14 protein-coding genes and 1 tRNA gene are annotated in these 15,569 nt (G+C 62.6%); 12 read left to right on the top strand and 3 right to left on the bottom strand.

What is annotated here, in order from left to right:
- Positions 1-47 precede the first annotated feature (47 nt).
- The 12 genes from ispG to K6G35_RS09580 all read left to right on the top strand — a co-directional run bounded on the left by ispG (position 48) and on the right by K6G35_RS09580 (position 13,976).
- Positions 48-1,340, top strand: a complete 1,293-nt coding sequence (gene ispG, locus K6G35_RS09635; protein ID WP_186425006.1) for a flavodoxin-dependent (E)-4-hydroxy-3-methylbut-2-enyl-diphosphate synthase — start codon at positions 48-50, stop codon at positions 1,338-1,340.
- Between the two features lie 54 nt (positions 1,341-1,394).
- On the top strand, positions 1,395-2,738 hold the full coding sequence (gene hisS, locus K6G35_RS09630; protein ID WP_008643762.1) for a histidine--tRNA ligase: 1,344 nt from the start codon (positions 1,395-1,397) through the stop codon (positions 2,736-2,738).
- 83 nt (positions 2,739-2,821) lie between these two features.
- Positions 2,822-3,454: a YfgM family protein gene (locus K6G35_RS09625; RefSeq protein WP_008643763.1), complete on the top strand. Its 633-nt coding sequence runs from the start codon at positions 2,822-2,824 to the stop codon at positions 3,452-3,454.
- 33 nt (positions 3,455-3,487) lie between these two features.
- Positions 3,488-4,639, top strand: coding sequence for an outer membrane protein assembly factor BamB (gene bamB, locus K6G35_RS09620; RefSeq protein WP_008643765.1), 1,152 nt, complete (start codon positions 3,488-3,490; stop codon positions 4,637-4,639).
- 231 nt (positions 4,640-4,870) lie between these two features.
- Positions 4,871-6,214 (top strand): ribosome biogenesis GTPase Der, encoded by a 1,344-nt coding sequence (gene der, locus K6G35_RS09615; RefSeq protein WP_008643768.1) that lies wholly within the window; start codon positions 4,871-4,873, stop codon positions 6,212-6,214.
- Positions 6,215-6,422: 208 nt separating this feature from the next.
- On the top strand, positions 6,423-6,662 hold the full coding sequence (hfq, locus tag K6G35_RS09610) for an RNA chaperone Hfq (RefSeq protein ID WP_008643769.1): 240 nt from the start codon (positions 6,423-6,425) through the stop codon (positions 6,660-6,662).
- Between the two features lie 223 nt (positions 6,663-6,885).
- The gene (gene hflX, locus K6G35_RS09605) at positions 6,886-8,121 is read left to right on the top strand and encodes a GTPase HflX (RefSeq protein WP_008643771.1); all 1,236 of its coding nucleotides are present in this window, start codon (positions 6,886-6,888) and stop codon (positions 8,119-8,121) included.
- 105 nt (positions 8,122-8,226) lie between these two features.
- On the top strand, positions 8,227-9,570 hold the full coding sequence (gene hflK, locus K6G35_RS09600; protein WP_035882327.1) for an FtsH protease activity modulator HflK: 1,344 nt from the start codon (positions 8,227-8,229) through the stop codon (positions 9,568-9,570).
- A gap of 11 nt (positions 9,571-9,581) precedes the next feature.
- Positions 9,582-10,484: a protease modulator HflC gene (gene hflC, locus K6G35_RS09595; protein WP_035882328.1), complete on the top strand. Its 903-nt coding sequence runs from the start codon at positions 9,582-9,584 to the stop codon at positions 10,482-10,484.
- A 121-nt stretch (positions 10,485-10,605) separates the two neighbouring features.
- A complete protein-coding gene (locus K6G35_RS09590) occupies positions 10,606-11,757 on the top strand; it encodes an ATP phosphoribosyltransferase regulatory subunit (RefSeq protein ID WP_008643775.1) in 1,152 nt (383 codons plus the stop codon).
- 179 nt (positions 11,758-11,936) lie between these two features.
- Positions 11,937-13,280, top strand: a complete 1,344-nt coding sequence (locus K6G35_RS09585) for an adenylosuccinate synthase (protein ID WP_008643776.1) — start codon at positions 11,937-11,939, stop codon at positions 13,278-13,280.
- A gap of 126 nt (positions 13,281-13,406) precedes the next feature.
- Entirely contained in the window at positions 13,407-13,976 is a 570-nt protein-coding gene (locus K6G35_RS09580) for a phosphoribosyltransferase (RefSeq protein WP_008643777.1), read from the top strand.
- 127 nt (positions 13,977-14,103) lie between these two features.
- Here the strand turns inward: K6G35_RS09580 and K6G35_RS09575 are convergent, their stop codons facing one another.
- The 3 genes from K6G35_RS09575 to K6G35_RS09565 form a co-directional block, all read right to left on the bottom strand.
- On the bottom strand, positions 14,104-14,715 hold the full coding sequence (locus K6G35_RS09575) for an NAD(P)-dependent oxidoreductase (protein WP_286882173.1): 612 nt from the start codon (positions 14,713-14,715) through the stop codon (positions 14,104-14,106).
- Between the two features lie 63 nt (positions 14,716-14,778).
- The gene (locus tag K6G35_RS09570; RefSeq protein WP_035882330.1) at positions 14,779-15,213 is read right to left on the bottom strand and encodes an Rrf2 family transcriptional regulator; all 435 of its coding nucleotides are present in this window, start codon (positions 15,211-15,213) and stop codon (positions 14,779-14,781) included.
- A gap of 263 nt (positions 15,214-15,476) precedes the next feature.
- Positions 15,477-15,563: transfer RNA gene (locus K6G35_RS09565), tRNA-Leu, on the bottom strand.
- Between the last annotated feature and the right edge of the window lie 6 nt (positions 15,564-15,569).

Raw genomic sequence — 15,569 nt, 5'->3', positions numbered from 1 at the left:
GCGCTGCGGGTGGCGCGGTCAGCCATGCAAGAAAAGGTGGTAATGCAATGAACCAGAATGCTTTCCAGCCCGTGATCCCGGGCCCGCTGCCGCGTCGCATTTCGCGCCAGGCCAGTGTTGTGTGGGGCGACAACATCGTGACGATCGGCGGCGGCGCGCCAGTGCGCGTGCAGTCGATGACCAACACCGATACGGTGGATGCCATTGGCACCGCAATCCAGATCAAGGAACTGGCACGCGCCGGTTCGGAGATCGTCCGTATCACGGTGAACACGCCGGAAGCCGCCGCGGCCGTGCCGGCGATTCGCGAGCAACTCGACCGTATGGGCGTGAGTGTGCCGCTGGTGGGTGACTTCCACTACAACGGCCATACCCTGCTGCATGACTATCCCGAGTGCGCGCAGGCGCTCTCGAAGTACCGGATCAACCCCGGCAATGTGGGCAAGGGCGCCAAGCGCGACAAGCAGTTCGCCGAGATGATCGAGATGGCGTGCCGCTACAACAAGCCGGTGCGTATCGGCGTGAACTGGGGCAGCCTGGATCAGGATCTGCTGGCACGCATCATGGACGAGAACGCCCAGCGCGCCGAACCGTGGCCCGCGCAAAGCGTGATGGTAGAGGCGCTGATCACGTCGGCGATCGAGTCGGCCCAGAAGGCCGAAGAGATCGGTTTGCCGGCCAATCAGATCATTCTGTCGTGCAAGGTATCGCAGGTGCAGGAACTGGTCGCGGTGTACCGCGAGCTGGCGCGCCGCTGCGACTATGCGCTGCATCTGGGTCTGACTGAAGCCGGCATGGGCAGCAAGGGCATCGTTGCGTCGACGGCTGCGCTGTCGGTGCTGCTGCAGGAAGGTATCGGCGACACGATCCGGATTTCGCTGACGCCGGAACCCGGCGCGCCGCGCGAGAAGGAAGTCTACGTCGGTCAGGAAATCCTGCAGACGATGGGGCTGCGCAACTTCACGCCGATGGTGATCGCGTGCCCGGGTTGCGGCCGCACCACCAGCACGACGTTCCAGGAACTGGCGGCAAGCATCCAGTCGTATCTGCGCGAGCAGATGCCGGTCTGGAAGACGGACTATCCGGGCGTGGAAGAAATGGATGTGGCCGTGATGGGCTGCATCGTCAACGGCCCTGGCGAAAGCAAGCACGCCAACATCGGTATTTCGCTGCCGGGTTCGGGCGAATCGCCTGCGGCGCCGGTGTTCGTGGACGGCGTCAAGGTGAAGACCCTGCGCGGCGAGAACATCGCGCAGGAGTTTCAGGCGATCGTCGACGAGTATGTACGTTCGCACTACGGTCCGGGCGCGAAACAGGCTTCACAAGAAGCGGTGGCCTGATCGATTCGGCGCCATCGCGCAAGGATCGGGCATCACCGTAACAACAAATCAGACATGAGCGAAGACAAGACGAAGGCCGCCAAGGCACTGCAGGGCGTGAAGGGCATGAACGACATGCTGCCCACTGACGCCCCGCTGTGGGATATGTTCGAAAGCGCGGCGCGCAGCATGTTGCGCGCCTATGGCTACCAGCAGATCCGCACGCCGATCGTCGAGCATACCCAGCTGTTCGTGCGCGGTATCGGCGAGGTCACAGACATCGTCGAGAAGGAGATGTACTCCTTCACCGATTCCCTGAACGGCGAGAATCTGACGCTGCGTCCGGAAGGCACCGCCGCGGCCGTGCGCTCGACGATCGAGCATAACCTGCTGTATGACGGTCCCAAACGTCTCTGGTACATCGGTCCGATGTTCCGTCACGAGCGTCCGCAGCGCGGCCGCTATCGTCAGTTCCACCAGCTCGGCGCGGAAGCGCTCGGCTTTGCCGGCCCGGACGTCGACGCGGAAATCATCCTGATGTGCCAGCGCCTGTGGGACGACCTCGGGCTGACCAACGTGCGTCTGGAACTGAACTCGCTGGGCCAGGCACACGAGCGCGCCGCGCATCGCGAGCAGCTCATCAAGTACCTGGAAGGCTTCCAGGACATCCTCGATGAGGACAGCAAGCGTCGTCTGTACACGAACCCGTTGCGCGTGCTGGACACGAAGAATCCGGCGCTGCAGGAGATGGCCGCCAATGCGCCGAAGCTGATCGATTTCCTCGGGGAAGAGTCGCTCGCGCACTTCGAGGGCGTCAAGAGGATCCTGCTTGCCAACAATATTCCGTTCAAGATCAACCCGCGTCTGGTGCGCGGCCTGGACTACTACAACCTGACCGTGTTCGAGTGGATCACGGACAAGCTGGGTGCCCAGGGCACGATCGCCGGCGGTGGCCGTTATGACCCGCTGATCCAGCAGATGGGCGGCAAGCCTGCGCCGGCATGCGGCTGGGCAATGGGCATCGAGCGGATCATCGAACTGATCCGCGAAGAAAACCTGGTGCCGGATGTGCAGGGCTGTGACGTCTACATGGTCCACCAGGGTGAATTGGCGAACCAGCAGGCAATGATCGCCGCCGAACGCCTGCGTGACGCCGGGCTGGACGTGGTCCTCCATGCTACGCCGGACGGCAAGAGCGGGAGCTTCAAGTCGCAGATGAAGCGTGCCGATGCAAGTGGCGCATCCTTTGCAGTTATCATTGGCGACGACGAAATCGCCGCGGGCACGGTGCAGGTCAAGCAACTGCGCGGCGGCAATGCGGCCGAAGGTGGCCAGCAAACCACTGTGCCGGCCGAGCAGGTTGTCGAATTCATCATCGACGCGATGGTCGATGAGATCGAAGGCGACGACGAGCAATAATCTGCCGTTCCCTATCGCAGCACCCGGTCGTTGTCCCTGACGGCGGCCGGTTATATTCAACCTAAGCAGGTAACTGCCTCGACATGGCTTACGATCTAGAAGAACAGGAACAGCTTGAGAGTCTCAAGGCCTGGTGGAAACAGTATGGCAACGCTGTCACCTGGGCGTTGATTGTCATCTTGCTCGGGTTGGCTGCCTGGAGTGGTTGGGGTTACTGGCAGCGTGTCCAGGCGCGCGATGCGTCGATGCTGTATGAGCAGGTCACCAAGGCTGCGGAAAGCCGCGACGCCGACCGCGTGAAGCGCGCCGCTACCGACCTCGAAGAGAAGTTTGGTCGTACCGCCTATGGCCCGATGAGCGCGTTGGTTGCGGCCAAGGTGCTGTACGAAGCCGGTGATCTGGCTGGCGCCAAGACCCAGCTCCAGTGGGCGATTGACCATGGTGGTGACGACTACGCGCCGCTGGCCCGTGTGCGCATGGCTGGCGTGCTGCTGGACGAGAAGGCCTATGACCAGGGTCTGGCGCTGCTGAAGGACGAGCCGGCCGCGCCTTACGCTGCGCTGTTCGCAGACCGTCGTGGCGACCTGCTGGCTGCCCAGGACAAGCGCGAGGAAGCGCGTACCGCCTATCGCAGCGCGCTCGACAAGCTCGGCAGCGGTGAGGCGGCCATGCGCCAGATCATCCAGTTCAAACTCGATGCGCTGGGCGCGGCCTGAGCGGCCCCAGTTCCTCACTAAGGATTGCACCGTATGACGTCATTGCTTCGCGTAGCCGCCACCCGCACGATCGTTGCCGGCACCTGCCTCGGCCTGCTGGCAGGCTGCTCGCTGTTCAGCAAGGAAAACAAGCATCCGCCCACGGAGCTGAAGCCGATTGCAGCGACGCTGTCGGTCAAGCAGGCCTGGAAGGCCGACGTGGGCAAGGGTGGCCCGTACGTGATGTCGCCGGTGGCATCGGGTAATACGGTTTATGTGTCGTCGAACGGCGGCACCGTGCTGGCGCTCGATGGCGCAACCGGTCAGACGCGCTGGAAGGCGAAGACCGATCTGGACTTGACGTCCGGCCCTGGCACCGACGGTACGGTAACGGCTGTGGCGGGTGAAAAGGGCGCGATCTACGCGTTCGACGCCAGCGGCAAGCAGATCTGGAAGAAGCAAGTCAACGGCGAGGTGCTGTCGGCTCCGCTGGTTGGCAACGGTCTGGTGGTCGTTCGTACCACCGATACGCGCCTGATTGGCATGGATGCCACGACGGGCGAGCGGCGCTGGATCTATCAGCGCACGCAGACCCCGCTGAACCTGCGTGCCGCCATGGGCATGGTGTTCGCCGGCGACGGCATCGTCACCGGCTTCCCGGGCGGCAAGCTCGGCGTGCTTGCCCCGGCCAATGGCGCGCTACGGTGGGAAAGCACCGTGTCGTACCCGAAGGGCGTCTCGGAGATCGAGCGTCTGAACGATGTGACCGGCATGCCGGCCGTTAATGGTCGCCAGGTGTGCGCGACGACGTTCCAGGGGCGCGTGTCGTGCCTGGAACTGACCAACGGCCAGCCGCAATGGGGCAAGGATTTCTCGTCGCCGAGCGGGCTGGCACAGGATGATACCTCGCTGTATGCCAGCGACGAGACGTCGGCGGTGTACGCGTTCGATCGCCAGAACGGTAATGAACGCTGGAAGAACACTGAGCTGCGGTATCGTAGTCTCGGCGCGCCCGTGGCCGTGGGCCGCTCGGTGGTGGTGGGCGACTTCGAGGGCTTCGTTCACTTCCTGTCGCGCGAAGACGGCAAGATCCTGGCCCGTATGAAGACCGACGGCAGCGCGGTTACCGCAGCGCCGGTCATGGCCGGTCAGACCCTGGTGGTCCAGACCCGCGATGGCGATATTTACGGCTTCGTGCCGGACTGATCGCCAGCGCACGTAACGCACCCAAGGCCGCCCGTGCCCCTGTCGCGCGGGCGGCGCCAATCCGGTAGCATGATCCCTGGTCGTGCCAACAACTGCGGAATCGGGCCCAAGGCTCCGGTTCCGCCGACAGGAAAAGCGGCCAGACGTGCATAGGCACGGTGGTTGTCGGATCAACATGACTCCGGAATAGCTGGGGGACGGCGAAAGCCTCCCCCTGTTTCCGTTTATTGAATGAAACCAGTTATCGCACTCGTCGGCCGGCCCAATGTAGGGAAGTCGACGCTATTCAATCGCATGACCCGCTCGCGCGACGCGCTCGTCGCCGATTTGCCGGGCCTGACACGGGACCGCCATTACGGCGAGGGCCGTATCGGCGATCGCCCCTTCATCGTGATCGATACCGGGGGGTTCGAGCCGGTGGCCAAGGAAGGCATCGTGGCCGAAATGGCCAAGCAGACGCGCCAGGCCGTGGTGGAAGCGGATGTCGTCATCTTCCTTGTCGATGGTCGCCTGGGGCTGGCGCCGCAGGACCGTGTCATCGCGGATTACCTCCGCAAGACAGGTCGTCGCGTGATGCTGGCGATCAACAAGGCCGAGGGCATGAAGTACACCTCGGTGGCCGCGGATTTCTATGAACTCGGCATGGGTGACCCGTACGCGATCTCGTCGACGCATGGCGACGGCGTGCACGAACTGGTCGATGAAGCCCTTGACCTGGCCGTTCAGGAGCGTCCGGAGTTGGCCGATCAGGAAGATGCCGGTCAGCACGGTGTCAAGATCGCCATCGTTGGCCGCCCGAATGTCGGCAAGTCCACGCTCGTGAACACCCTGATCGGCGAAGAGCGCGTGATTGCCTTCGATATGCCGGGTACCACGCGCGACGCGATCTATGTGGAGTTCGAGCGCGGCGGCAAGCCATACACGCTGATTGACACGGCTGGCCTGCGCAAGCGCGGCAAGGTGTTCGAAGCGATCGAGAAGTTCTCGGTGGTCAAGACGCTGCAGTCGATCGCGGACGCCAACGTGGTGGTGCTGCTGCTGGATGCCCAGCAGGATATTTCCGAGCAAGACGCGCATATCGCCGGCTTCATTGTGGAGTCGGGCAGGGCGTTGGTGGTGGGCGTGAACAAGTGGGATGGCCTAGACGGCCATCAGCGCGATCGGGTCAAGCACGACCTCGAGCGCAAGCTGCAGTTCCTGAGCTTCGCGAACCTCCACTTCGTATCCGCCCGCGAGCGCACCGGCATTGGCGCGCTGCTGCGCTCGGTGGACGACGCATACGCCGCCGCGATGATCAAGCTTCCGACACCGCAGATCACGCGGGTGCTCCAGGAAGCGGTGGAGTTCCAGCAGCCGAAGCGCGTGGGTGTGTCCCGTCCGAAACTGCGCTACGCGCACCAGGGTGGTTCAAATCCGCCGATCATCGTTGTGCACGGGAATGCGCTGTCCGGCGTGACCGACGCGTACCGGCGCTACCTCGAGAACCGCTTCCGCACGGCGTTCAAACTCAAGGGAACACCGCTTCGGATCGAATTTCGTACGAACAAAAACCCGTACGCCGACTCGAAGGATTGACCAGGAAAAGGGACAGGTTTTGCCGCCAAGTTTCGTTTGCGTTCGTTTGGAACTGCGGCTAAATTCACGGTAGCGGGGAAACCCTGCTCGTAGATGCCAGCCTGGTACCGTTTTTGATCTTTTTTTGGCGCATCTTGCGCCAACTGGCTTGAACCGGGGATTTTCGTCCCCATGATCCATCACTAAATCTATAAATTTGGAGTGTGCCATGAGCAACAAAGGGCAATTGCTACAAGACCCGTTCCTGAATGCGCTGCGCAAAGAGCACGTGCCAGTTTCCATCTACCTCGTCAATGGCATCAAGCTGCAAGGCAATATCGAGTCGTTCGACCAGTACGTCGTCCTGCTGCGTAACACTGTGACGCAGATGGTTTACAAGCATGCGATTTCCACCGTCGTGCCGGCGCGCGCCGTCAATTTCCGTGTGGATGATTCTCCCGAGAGCTGATTTTTCCTCTCCCATGGGCGGCCGCATCTCCGTGCGGCCGTCGCATCGCGTGCCTCGGCTCATCAGCCGTCTTTTCCGCCCGGAACGGGCGAACCCATCCGCCGCTTCCCGCTTGCAACCTGAACCTGTCCCGAGCCTCACGGCGTCCGGGGGCTGCAGGCTGCGCCAGCGCGGCCAGATTTTGTCTTAACCACGATTCCTTCGGCGCACTGCGTCCACCCGCTTGCAACCCAGAGCTACCTCCCAAACCGAACCGACCCGCGCCATCCTGGTTGGCGTCGACTTCGGCAAGCATGACTTCCAGGAAAGCCTTTCCGAACTGGCGCTGTTGACGACCACGGCCGGCTCGGTGCCTGTGCACACGCTGACCGGCAAGCGTTCGCGCCCCGATCCGGCGCTCTTCATCGGTTCCGGCAAGGCCGAGGAACTGCGACAGGCCGCTGACGCGCTGGATGCCGATGTGGTGGTGTTCAACCACGCCTTGAGTCCTGCCCAGCAGCGTAACCTGGAGCGATTCCTGGGGCGCCATGTGATCGACCGAACCGGTCTGATCCTGGATATCTTTGGTCAGCGCGCACAGAGCCACGTCGGCAAGGTGCAGGTGGAACTGGCGCAGGTGCAGTACCAGGCGTCGCGCCTGGTTCGCGCGTGGAGCCACCTGGAGCGGCAGAAGGGTGGTATCGGGATGCGCGGCGGCCCTGGCGAGCGACAGCTCGAACTGGACCGGCGGATGCTCGATGATCGCGCCAAACGGCTCAAGTCCGATCTGGCGCGCCTGCAGCGCCAGCACCATACCCAGCGCCGCGCCCGCGCCCGTAATGACACGCTCAGTATCTCGCTGGTCGGATATACGAACGCCGGCAAGTCGACGCTGTTCAATGCGCTGACCAAGGCGCGGGCCTATGCGGCCGATCAGCTTTTTGCCACGCTCGATACGACCTCGCGCCGCCTGTTTCTCGACGGATTCGGCAATGTGGTGCTGTCCGACACCGTCGGGTTCATCCGGGATCTGCCGACACAACTCGTGGCGGCGTTCCGCGCCACGCTCGACGAGACCGTGCATGCCGACCTGCTCCTGCATGTGGTCGACGCATCGAGTCCGGTGCGCCACGAGCAGATTGAACAGGTCAATCGTGTACTCGCCGAGATCGACGCCTCGGACATTCCGCAGATCGTGGTCATGAACAAGATCGATGCGGCACCTGAGTTGCTCGAACTCGGCCCCCGTATCGAGCGCGACGAAGACGGTGTTCCAACGAAGGTGTTCGTCTCCGCCCGGGATGGCCTGGGGCTGGACGGTCTCCGCGAGGCCATCGTCGAGATGGCCCAGTGGCTGTCGTCGCGGCCGGAGGCCCCGGCCCCTTATGATCCAAGGCTGGAAGGGCTGCAGCCCGCCCAGGATGGGGAGCCGTGGGACGTCGATGACGAACCAGATACCCACCAGCAAGGTGCCAATTGATCGTTTTTGAACGAGAATCCCCGCCCAATTGGGGATTCTGGGCAAAAGTGATCAAGATGGCTGCTAGAATCCCTCTGATCCAAACTTCCCGGACCCGTGCTCTTCATGCCCCTGTTCCCTCGGAATCCTGACCCGCACATCGTGCCAGGCAGCCGCGCCCTGCGGTTTGCGCGCTGGCCGCGCCTGCGCGCCATCTTCTCGCTGAACGACCCCCGCTGGGGCCGCAACGGACAGGACGATGAAGACAAGGACAATAGCCGCCAGCAAAACCAGCGCCCGCAGGACGGCCCGCCCGATCTCGACGAGCTTTGGCGCGACTTCAATCGCCGCCTGAACGGCCTGCTGGGCCGCAAGGACAACGGTGGTGGTGGCCAGGGCTTCGGCAGCGGCCCGCGTCCATCGGGCAAGGGCTCGAATGTCGGTATCGGTGTGATCATCGCCGCCGTGATCGGCATCTGGCTGGCCAGCGGTTTCTTCATGGTGCAGGAAGGGCAGACCGCCGTGATCCTGCAGTTCGGCAAGTTCAAGTACTCCACCGGTCCCGGCATCAACTGGCGTATGCCATGGCCGATCCAGTCGGCCGAAGTGGTAAACCTGTCGGCCGTGCGTTCGGTGGAGGTCGGTCGTGCCACGTCGATCAAGGACAGCAACCTGAAGGACTCGTCGATGCTGACGCAGGACGAGAACATCATCGACGTCCGGTTCACGGTGCAATACGACATTCAGGACGCTAGCGAATTCCTGTTCTTCAACAAGACCGACCGCGGTGGTGACGAAGAACTCGTGACGCAGGCCGCGGAGACGTCGGTGCGTGAGATCGTCGGCCGCAACAAGATGGATGCGGTGCTCTACGAGAATCGCGAGCAGATTGCCCAATCGCTGGCCAAGTCGATTCAGTCGATCCTCACGGCCTACAAGACCGGTATCCGCGTGATTTCCGTCAACGTTCAGAGCGTGCAGCCGCCCGAACAGGTGCAGGCCGCATTCGACGACGTCAACAAGGCGAGCCAGGATCGCGAGCGCGCGATCAGCGAAGGTCAGGCCTATGCGAACGACATCATTCCGCGCGCCAAGGGCGCGGCGGCTCGCCTGAAGGAAGAATCGGAGGCCTATCGTTCCCGTGTGGTGGCGCAGGCCGAAGGTGACGCGGCGCGCTTCCGCTCCGTGCAGTCCGAGTATGCCAAGGCACCGCAGGTCACGCGTGACCGTATTTATCTGGAGACCATGCAGCAGATCTACGCCAATTCGAACAAGATTCTTGTCGATGCCAAGTCGGGCAACAACCTGCTGTATCTGCCGCTGGACAAGCTGATGACGCAGGTGCCGGGCTCGTCCGCCGCGCCGTCCTCGGCAGCGGCGGGCACGAATGCGCCGGCGGTACCGGATGCGACCACGCCGGATATCCGGTCACGTGAGTCGATGCGCAATCGCGACCGCGACATTCGCTAAGGAGACCCGTCATGAATCGACTGATTTCCTTTGTCATTGGCCTGATTGTTCTGCTGGCCGTCGCTTCGTCGATGCTGTTCGTGGTCGACCAGCGCCAGTACGCCGTCGTCTTCGCTTTCGGCGAAATCAAGCAGGTCGTGCGTGAGCCCGGTCTGCATTTCAAGCTGCCGCCACCGTTGCAGAACGTAGTGTTCATGGATCGTCGTCTGCAGACGATCGATGTTGCAGCCAGCGAGCGTTTCCTGACCGCCGAGAAGAAGTCGATGGTGGTGGACTGGTTTGTGAAGTGGCGCATCACCGATCCGCGCAAATTCTTCGTGGCGTTTGGTGGCAACCTGCGCGGCGCGCAGGACCGCATGACGCAGCGTATCGACGCCGTGGCGCGTGAAGAGTTCGGCAAGCGCACCGTGGCGGATGTGGTGGCGGGCCAGCGCGAGCAGGTCATGCAGAACATCCGGGGCGGCATGGCGGAGTACGCGCAGTCGGTGGGTGTCGAGATCATCGATGTGCGCCTGAAGCGTGTGGATCTGCTGCCGGCCATCAGCGAGTCGGTCTATCGACGCATGGAGGCCGAGCGCAAGCGCGTGGCCAACGAACTGCGTTCGACTGGCGCTGCGGAAGGTGAGAAAATCCGGGCCGATGCTGATCGCCAGCGTGAGGTGGTGTTGGCCGAGGCTTATCGTGATGCGCAGGTGGTCAAGGGTGAGGGCGATGCCAAGGCTTCGCAGATCTATGCCGATGCCTTCGGCAAGGATCCGAGCTTCGCCCAGTTCTGGCGCAGCATGGAGGCCTACCGCAACACGTTCCGCGACAAGGGCAACGTGATGGTGCTGGAGCCCAATTCGGACTTCTTCCGCTATATGCGTTCGCCGGGTGGCAACACCGCGCCGGCTCCGTCTGGCGGCAAGAAGTAGCGTGGATGGCGCACCAGGCGCCTGATCGCGTGATTCGACAGAACCCCGGGTCTTCCGGGGTTTTGTCCGGCTGGAGGGCATGAACCTTTCCCGCCTGTGTTTTTGATAGAAGAGATTCCCCATGTCCAACCGCTGGCTCCTGCCCGAAAACATTGCCGATGTCCTGCCGTCGGAAGCGCGCAAGATTGAAGAACTGCGTCGCCGAATGCTGGACCTGTTCCGCACCTATGGCTATGAGTTGGTCATGCCACCGATGCTCGAGTACCTGGAGTCGTTGCTGACCGGTACCGGGCACGACCTGGATCTGCGCACGCTGAAGCTGGTGGACCAGCTTTCGGGCCGCACGCTGGGCCTTCGCGCGGACATCACGCCGCAAGTGGCTCGCATTGATGCGCACTTGTTGAACCGCCCGGGCGTGACGCGCCTGTGCTATGCGGGCAATGTGCTTCACGCGCGCCCGGCGGGTTTCAATGCGACGCGCGAGCCGATTCAGATCGGCGCCGAGATCTACGGCCACGCCGGGTTGGAAGCCGACGTCGAGATCCAGGAACTGATGCTGGCTGCGTTGCAGGTGGCTGGTCTGTCGGATATTCGTCTGGACCTGTGCCACGCCGGTATTCTCGAGGCGCTGCTCGCGGCGTTGCCGTCGATTCGCCAGATCGAAGAGGCGATGTTTGCGGCGCTCGAAACCAAGGATGTGCCGGCCCTGCGCGAATTGACCCAAGGCCTGCCCGACACCGAGCGGAACGCGCTGCTGGCGCTGCCGACGCTGTACGGCGGTGTCGAAGTCATTGAGCGCGCCCGCGTCACGCTGCCTGCCAGCCCGGCCATTGGCCGTGCGCTGGACGAGCTTGCTGCGCTTGCCGCGCAGGTGAGCAATGCGAGTGTGAACATCGATCTGTCCGATTTGCGCGGTTACCACTATCACAGTGGCGTGATGTTCACGGCCTATGTTTCTGGTTTGCCGAACTATGTGGCGCGTGGCGGCCGCTATGACAAGGTGGGCGAGGCCTTTGGTCGCGCTCGTCCGGCCACGGGCTTTTCGCTGGATCTGCGCGAAGTGGCGGCGTTGTCGCCTGTCGAGGTGCGCGCCCAGGCGATCTTCGCGCCGTGGGATGCCGATCCGGCGCTGCGTTCCGCCATTACCGCGCTGCGTGCAAATGGGGAGATCGTGATCCAGTCGTTGCCGGGCCACACGCATGAACTCGACGAGTTCAATTGCGACCGGCAACTGCAGCGCCAGGGCGCAAACTGGGTGGTGGTGCCTCGCTGAAATTCCTGGCCGGACGTGCGAGCCGGCCGTTTTTGGTGCTCTCAGATGACGTTTGATGCCCGTGGTGGGCTGTAATCGCCCGCATTGGACAACAATCGTCTGTCATACGCGTGCCCGAAAACCGGGAACCGTAGAACAACGAGAGTAGAATACGTTTTTAACCTTCTGACCAATTCAACATGTCCGCATCCGCAGTAGGCCAGGGACGCAATGTCGTCGTGATCGGAACCCAATGGGGTGACGAAGGCAAAGGGAAAATCGTCGATTGGCTTACCGATCATGCTAAAGGTGTGGTGCGGTTCCAGGGCGGCCACAACGCTGGCCATACGCTCATCATCGGCGGCAAGAAGACCATTCTGCGACTGATCCCCTCGGGGATCATGCGCGAAAGCACCATCTGCTATATCGGCAACGGTGTGGTGCTGTCGCCTGAGGCGCTGTTCCGCGAAATCGAAGAGCTCGAGTCTGCCGGCCTGCAGGTGCAGAATCGCCTGCGTATTTCCGAAGCCGCGACGCTGATCCTGCCGTACCACGTGGCCATCGACAAGGCACGTGAAGCCCGCCGCGGCGCCGCCAAGATCGGCACGACGGGACGCGGCATCGGCCCGGCATACGAAGACAAGGTGGCTCGCCGCGCGCTGCGTGTGCAGGACCTGTTCGATCCGAAGCACTTCGCTGAACGTCTGCGCGAAAACGTCGAATTCCACAACTTCATGCTGACCCAGTACCTCGGCGCCGAAGCCGTCGACTATCAGCAGATCCTGGACGAATCGCTGGCATTTGCGCCGCGTCTGAAGCCGATGGTGGCGGATGTGTCGGCCGAGTTGTATGCCGTGAATGCGGCAGGCAACAACCTGATGTTCGAAGGCGCGCAAGGCACGCTGCTCGACGTGGATCACGGCACCTATCCGTTCGTCACCTCGAGCAACTGCGTGGCCGGCGCTGCTGCGGCTGGCGCGGGCGTGGGCCCGGGTCGTCTGAACTACATCCTTGGCATCACCAAGGCGTACTGCACGCGCGTTGGCGCTGGCCCATTCCCGAGCGAACTGTACGACAACGACAACCCTGCCCGTCAGGATGCCGTGGGCGTGCGCCTGGCTAACGTCGGCAAGGAATTCGGTTCCGTGACCGGCCGTCCGCGCCGTACCGGCTGGCTCGATGCCGCTGCGTTGAAGCGCTCGGTACAGATCAACGGTGTGTCCGGTCTGTGCATGACCAAGCTGGACGTGCTCGATGGTCTGGAAACGATCAAGCTGTGCGTGGGCTACGAGCTCGACGGCAAGCGCGTCGATATCCTGCCGCGTGGCTCGGATGCCGTGGCCGCTTGCGTGCCGGTGTATGAAGAGTTTCCGGGCTGGAACGAATCGACCTTTGGCGTGAAGACCTGGGATGCGCTGCCCGAAGCGGCGCGCGTTTACCTGAAGCGAATCGAGGAAGTGGTCGGCATTCCGATCGACATGGTGTCGACCGGTCCGGACCGCGACGAGACGATTCTGCTGCGTCATCCGTACCAGGTCGCCTGACCCGCCTGCATTACCCCGTGAGCATGATCGTGGCGCCACGAGCGCCACGGCCTCACAGATAGTCCTCGGCCCGCGATATGCGGGCCGATGCTTTATCCATTGGCCATCGATACAAGAAAAGACGCCATGAACCTGCCAATCAATGATGACGAGAACCTGTGGGTCTCGTGGGACGAATATCATCGCCTGATCGCGCGTCTGGCGCTGAACGTGCACGAGTCGGGCTGGAAGTTCGACCAGATCCTGTGTCTGGCGCGCGGCGGCCTGCGCGTGGGCGACCAGATGTCGCGCATCTTCGATGTGCCGCTGGCGATCCTGGCCACGAGCTCGTACCGCGAGGCGGCGGGCACGCAGCAGGGCGAACTCGATATCGCACAGTACATCACGATGACGCGTGGCAATCTGTCCGGCAGGATCCTGCTGGTCGACGACCTCGTCGACTCGGGTGTCACGCTGGAACGCGTGGGACGCCACCTGAAGGAGCGCTATCCCGAGGTGACGGATGTGCGTTCGGCCGTGCTCTGGTACAAGGCTTGTTCCAAGGTGACGCCCGATTACCACGTGACGTTCCTGCCTTCGAATCCCTGGATTCACCAGCCGTTCGAAGAGTACGACACGCTGCGTCCGCATAACCTTGCTGCCTGGCTCAAGCGCGGCAAGCGCGCCAGCCTGCAGGAAGACGATTCGGCGGCCTGAAGGCCGCCGTCCCTCCTCCCGCAAGTGCGGGAGGGCAGGGCTCGGAGAGCATTGGGGTTCGCGCGGTCGACCCGTGCCCCCAACCCGTCTCTCATGAATGGGAGACGGGTGATTGTCGCGGGTGAATTCAATACCCAACCGTGAATCGCTCCCGCACATGCTTTGGCTGCTCGATCTCATCGAGCATCGCGATGGCATAGTCCTCCATCGAAATCCAGCTTTTGCCGTCAGCGGCGACAAGCAGATCTTCCTTGCCGAGGCGGAACTTGCCCGTGCGCTCGCCGGGCGTGAACAGTGCCGACGGTGACAGGAACGTCCAGTCGAGCTGAGATTCGCCGCGCAGGGCGTTCAGGAAATCACGGCCTGCGGATGCCTCTGCCTTGTACAGGTCCGGAAACTCCGGCGTATCGATGAGTTGCACGCCTGGCGCCACGTAGAGGCTGCCCGCACCGCCCACTACCAGCAGGCGCTTGATACCAGCCGTCTTGGCCGCATCTGTGATCTGTGCCGCCGTGGCTTGCAGAAACCGGACGGTGCTGATGACGACGTCGTTGCCACGCACGGCATCAGCCAGTGCCTTGGCGTCGGCGACATCGGCGTCGCGGGTGGTGACGCCGTCACGTGATGGCAGTTTCGACGCCTGGCGGGCGATTGCGGTGACGGCATGGCCGCGGCGGAGTGCTTCGTCGGTCAGACGCGTACCTACGTTGCCGGTAGCGCCGATGATGGCGATCTTCATGGTCGTATCCTCTCGGAAGTGGTTGATATGAAACCAATGTGGTTACATATCCGGGCAAAAAAATCAGCGCTTGCGGCGCCGGGCGGCATGTTCGACTTCGCCGAGCATGCTGGCAATCGTGATTTCCGAGAGCGTGGCATCCATAGCGGCTTGCGCCCGATCGGCAACCACCTGCAGAGCGCCGGTGATCTCGCGACCTACCAGGCAAGCTGGATTCGGCGCGCTTTGGTGCAGCGTGATCAGCGCGGTGGTCTCCGTGGCGTGAAACACCTCGAGCAATGTGATCTGGCTGGCGGGTCGCGCAAGCATCGCGCCGCCGGTGCTGCCCATTGTCGTGGTGACGAAGCCCGCCTCGGTGAGCGCGCCGATCATGCGCCGGATGAGTGCGGGGTTGGTTCCCACACTGCCGGCGATCATCGACGACGGCACCGGACCCTCAGCCTGCGCGAGCAGGGTGAGGATGTGAACGGCGACGGCAAACCGGCTACTGGTGCTCATACGGAAATTTCAATGTGAAACTATGGTAGTTACATATCGCCGGCGCGTCAAGCGACGAGTTGGCGTGGCAATACCGCGTGTTTTTCGTGATGGATGCTACGAGAGTGGCGAGATAATGCCGGAATCGGCACTGAAGCTGATACACTCATCCACGGCTTTGCGCCATAGAGAGAGTGAACAAAAGAGAGGAACGAGATTTGAAGGATTCGGCGATGCAAAAACAAAAAACCCGCAACGTGTGTTGCGGGTTTCTCGCCAAATCTTGGTGCCCAGGAGAGGACTCGAACCTCCACAGTGTTGCCACCGCTAGGACCTGAACCTAGTGCGTCTACCAATTCCGCCACCTGGGCAGGTGT

The sequence above is a fragment of the Cupriavidus sp. HY129 genome, from assembly GCF_059492215.1.
This window is presented reverse-complemented; position numbering and strand designations above follow the sequence as displayed.

What these genes read in the sequence shown, in the direction of transcription:
- der (WP_008643768.1), top strand. Translation starts at nt 4,871, where the DNA reads ATGAAACCAGTTATCGCACTCGTCGGCCGGCCCAATGTAGGGAAGTCG.
- hflK (WP_035882327.1), top strand. Translation starts at nt 8,227, where the DNA reads ATGCCCCTGTTCCCTCGGAATCCTGACCCGCACATCGTGCCAGGCAGC.
- bamB (WP_008643765.1), top strand. Translation starts at nt 3,488, where the DNA reads ATGACGTCATTGCTTCGCGTAGCCGCCACCCGCACGATCGTTGCCGGC.
- K6G35_RS09585 (WP_008643776.1), top strand. Translation starts at nt 11,937, where the DNA reads ATGTCCGCATCCGCAGTAGGCCAGGGACGCAATGTCGTCGTGATCGGA.
- K6G35_RS09575 (WP_286882173.1), bottom strand. Translation starts at nt 14,715, where the DNA reads ATGAAGATCGCCATCATCGGCGCTACCGGCAACGTAGGTACGCGTCTG.
- K6G35_RS09570 (WP_035882330.1), bottom strand. Translation starts at nt 15,213, where the DNA reads ATGAGCACCAGTAGCCGGTTTGCCGTCGCCGTTCACATCCTCACCCTG.
- K6G35_RS09590 (WP_008643775.1), top strand. Translation starts at nt 10,606, where the DNA reads ATGTCCAACCGCTGGCTCCTGCCCGAAAACATTGCCGATGTCCTGCCG.
- K6G35_RS09580 (WP_008643777.1), top strand. Translation starts at nt 13,407, where the DNA reads ATGAACCTGCCAATCAATGATGACGAGAACCTGTGGGTCTCGTGGGAC.
- hisS (WP_008643762.1), top strand. Translation starts at nt 1,395, where the DNA reads ATGAGCGAAGACAAGACGAAGGCCGCCAAGGCACTGCAGGGCGTGAAG.
- ispG (WP_186425006.1), top strand. Translation starts at nt 48, where the DNA reads ATGAACCAGAATGCTTTCCAGCCCGTGATCCCGGGCCCGCTGCCGCGT.
- K6G35_RS09625 (WP_008643763.1), top strand. Translation starts at nt 2,822, where the DNA reads ATGGCTTACGATCTAGAAGAACAGGAACAGCTTGAGAGTCTCAAGGCC.
- hflC (WP_035882328.1), top strand. Translation starts at nt 9,582, where the DNA reads ATGAATCGACTGATTTCCTTTGTCATTGGCCTGATTGTTCTGCTGGCC.
- hfq (WP_008643769.1), top strand. Translation starts at nt 6,423, where the DNA reads ATGAGCAACAAAGGGCAATTGCTACAAGACCCGTTCCTGAATGCGCTG.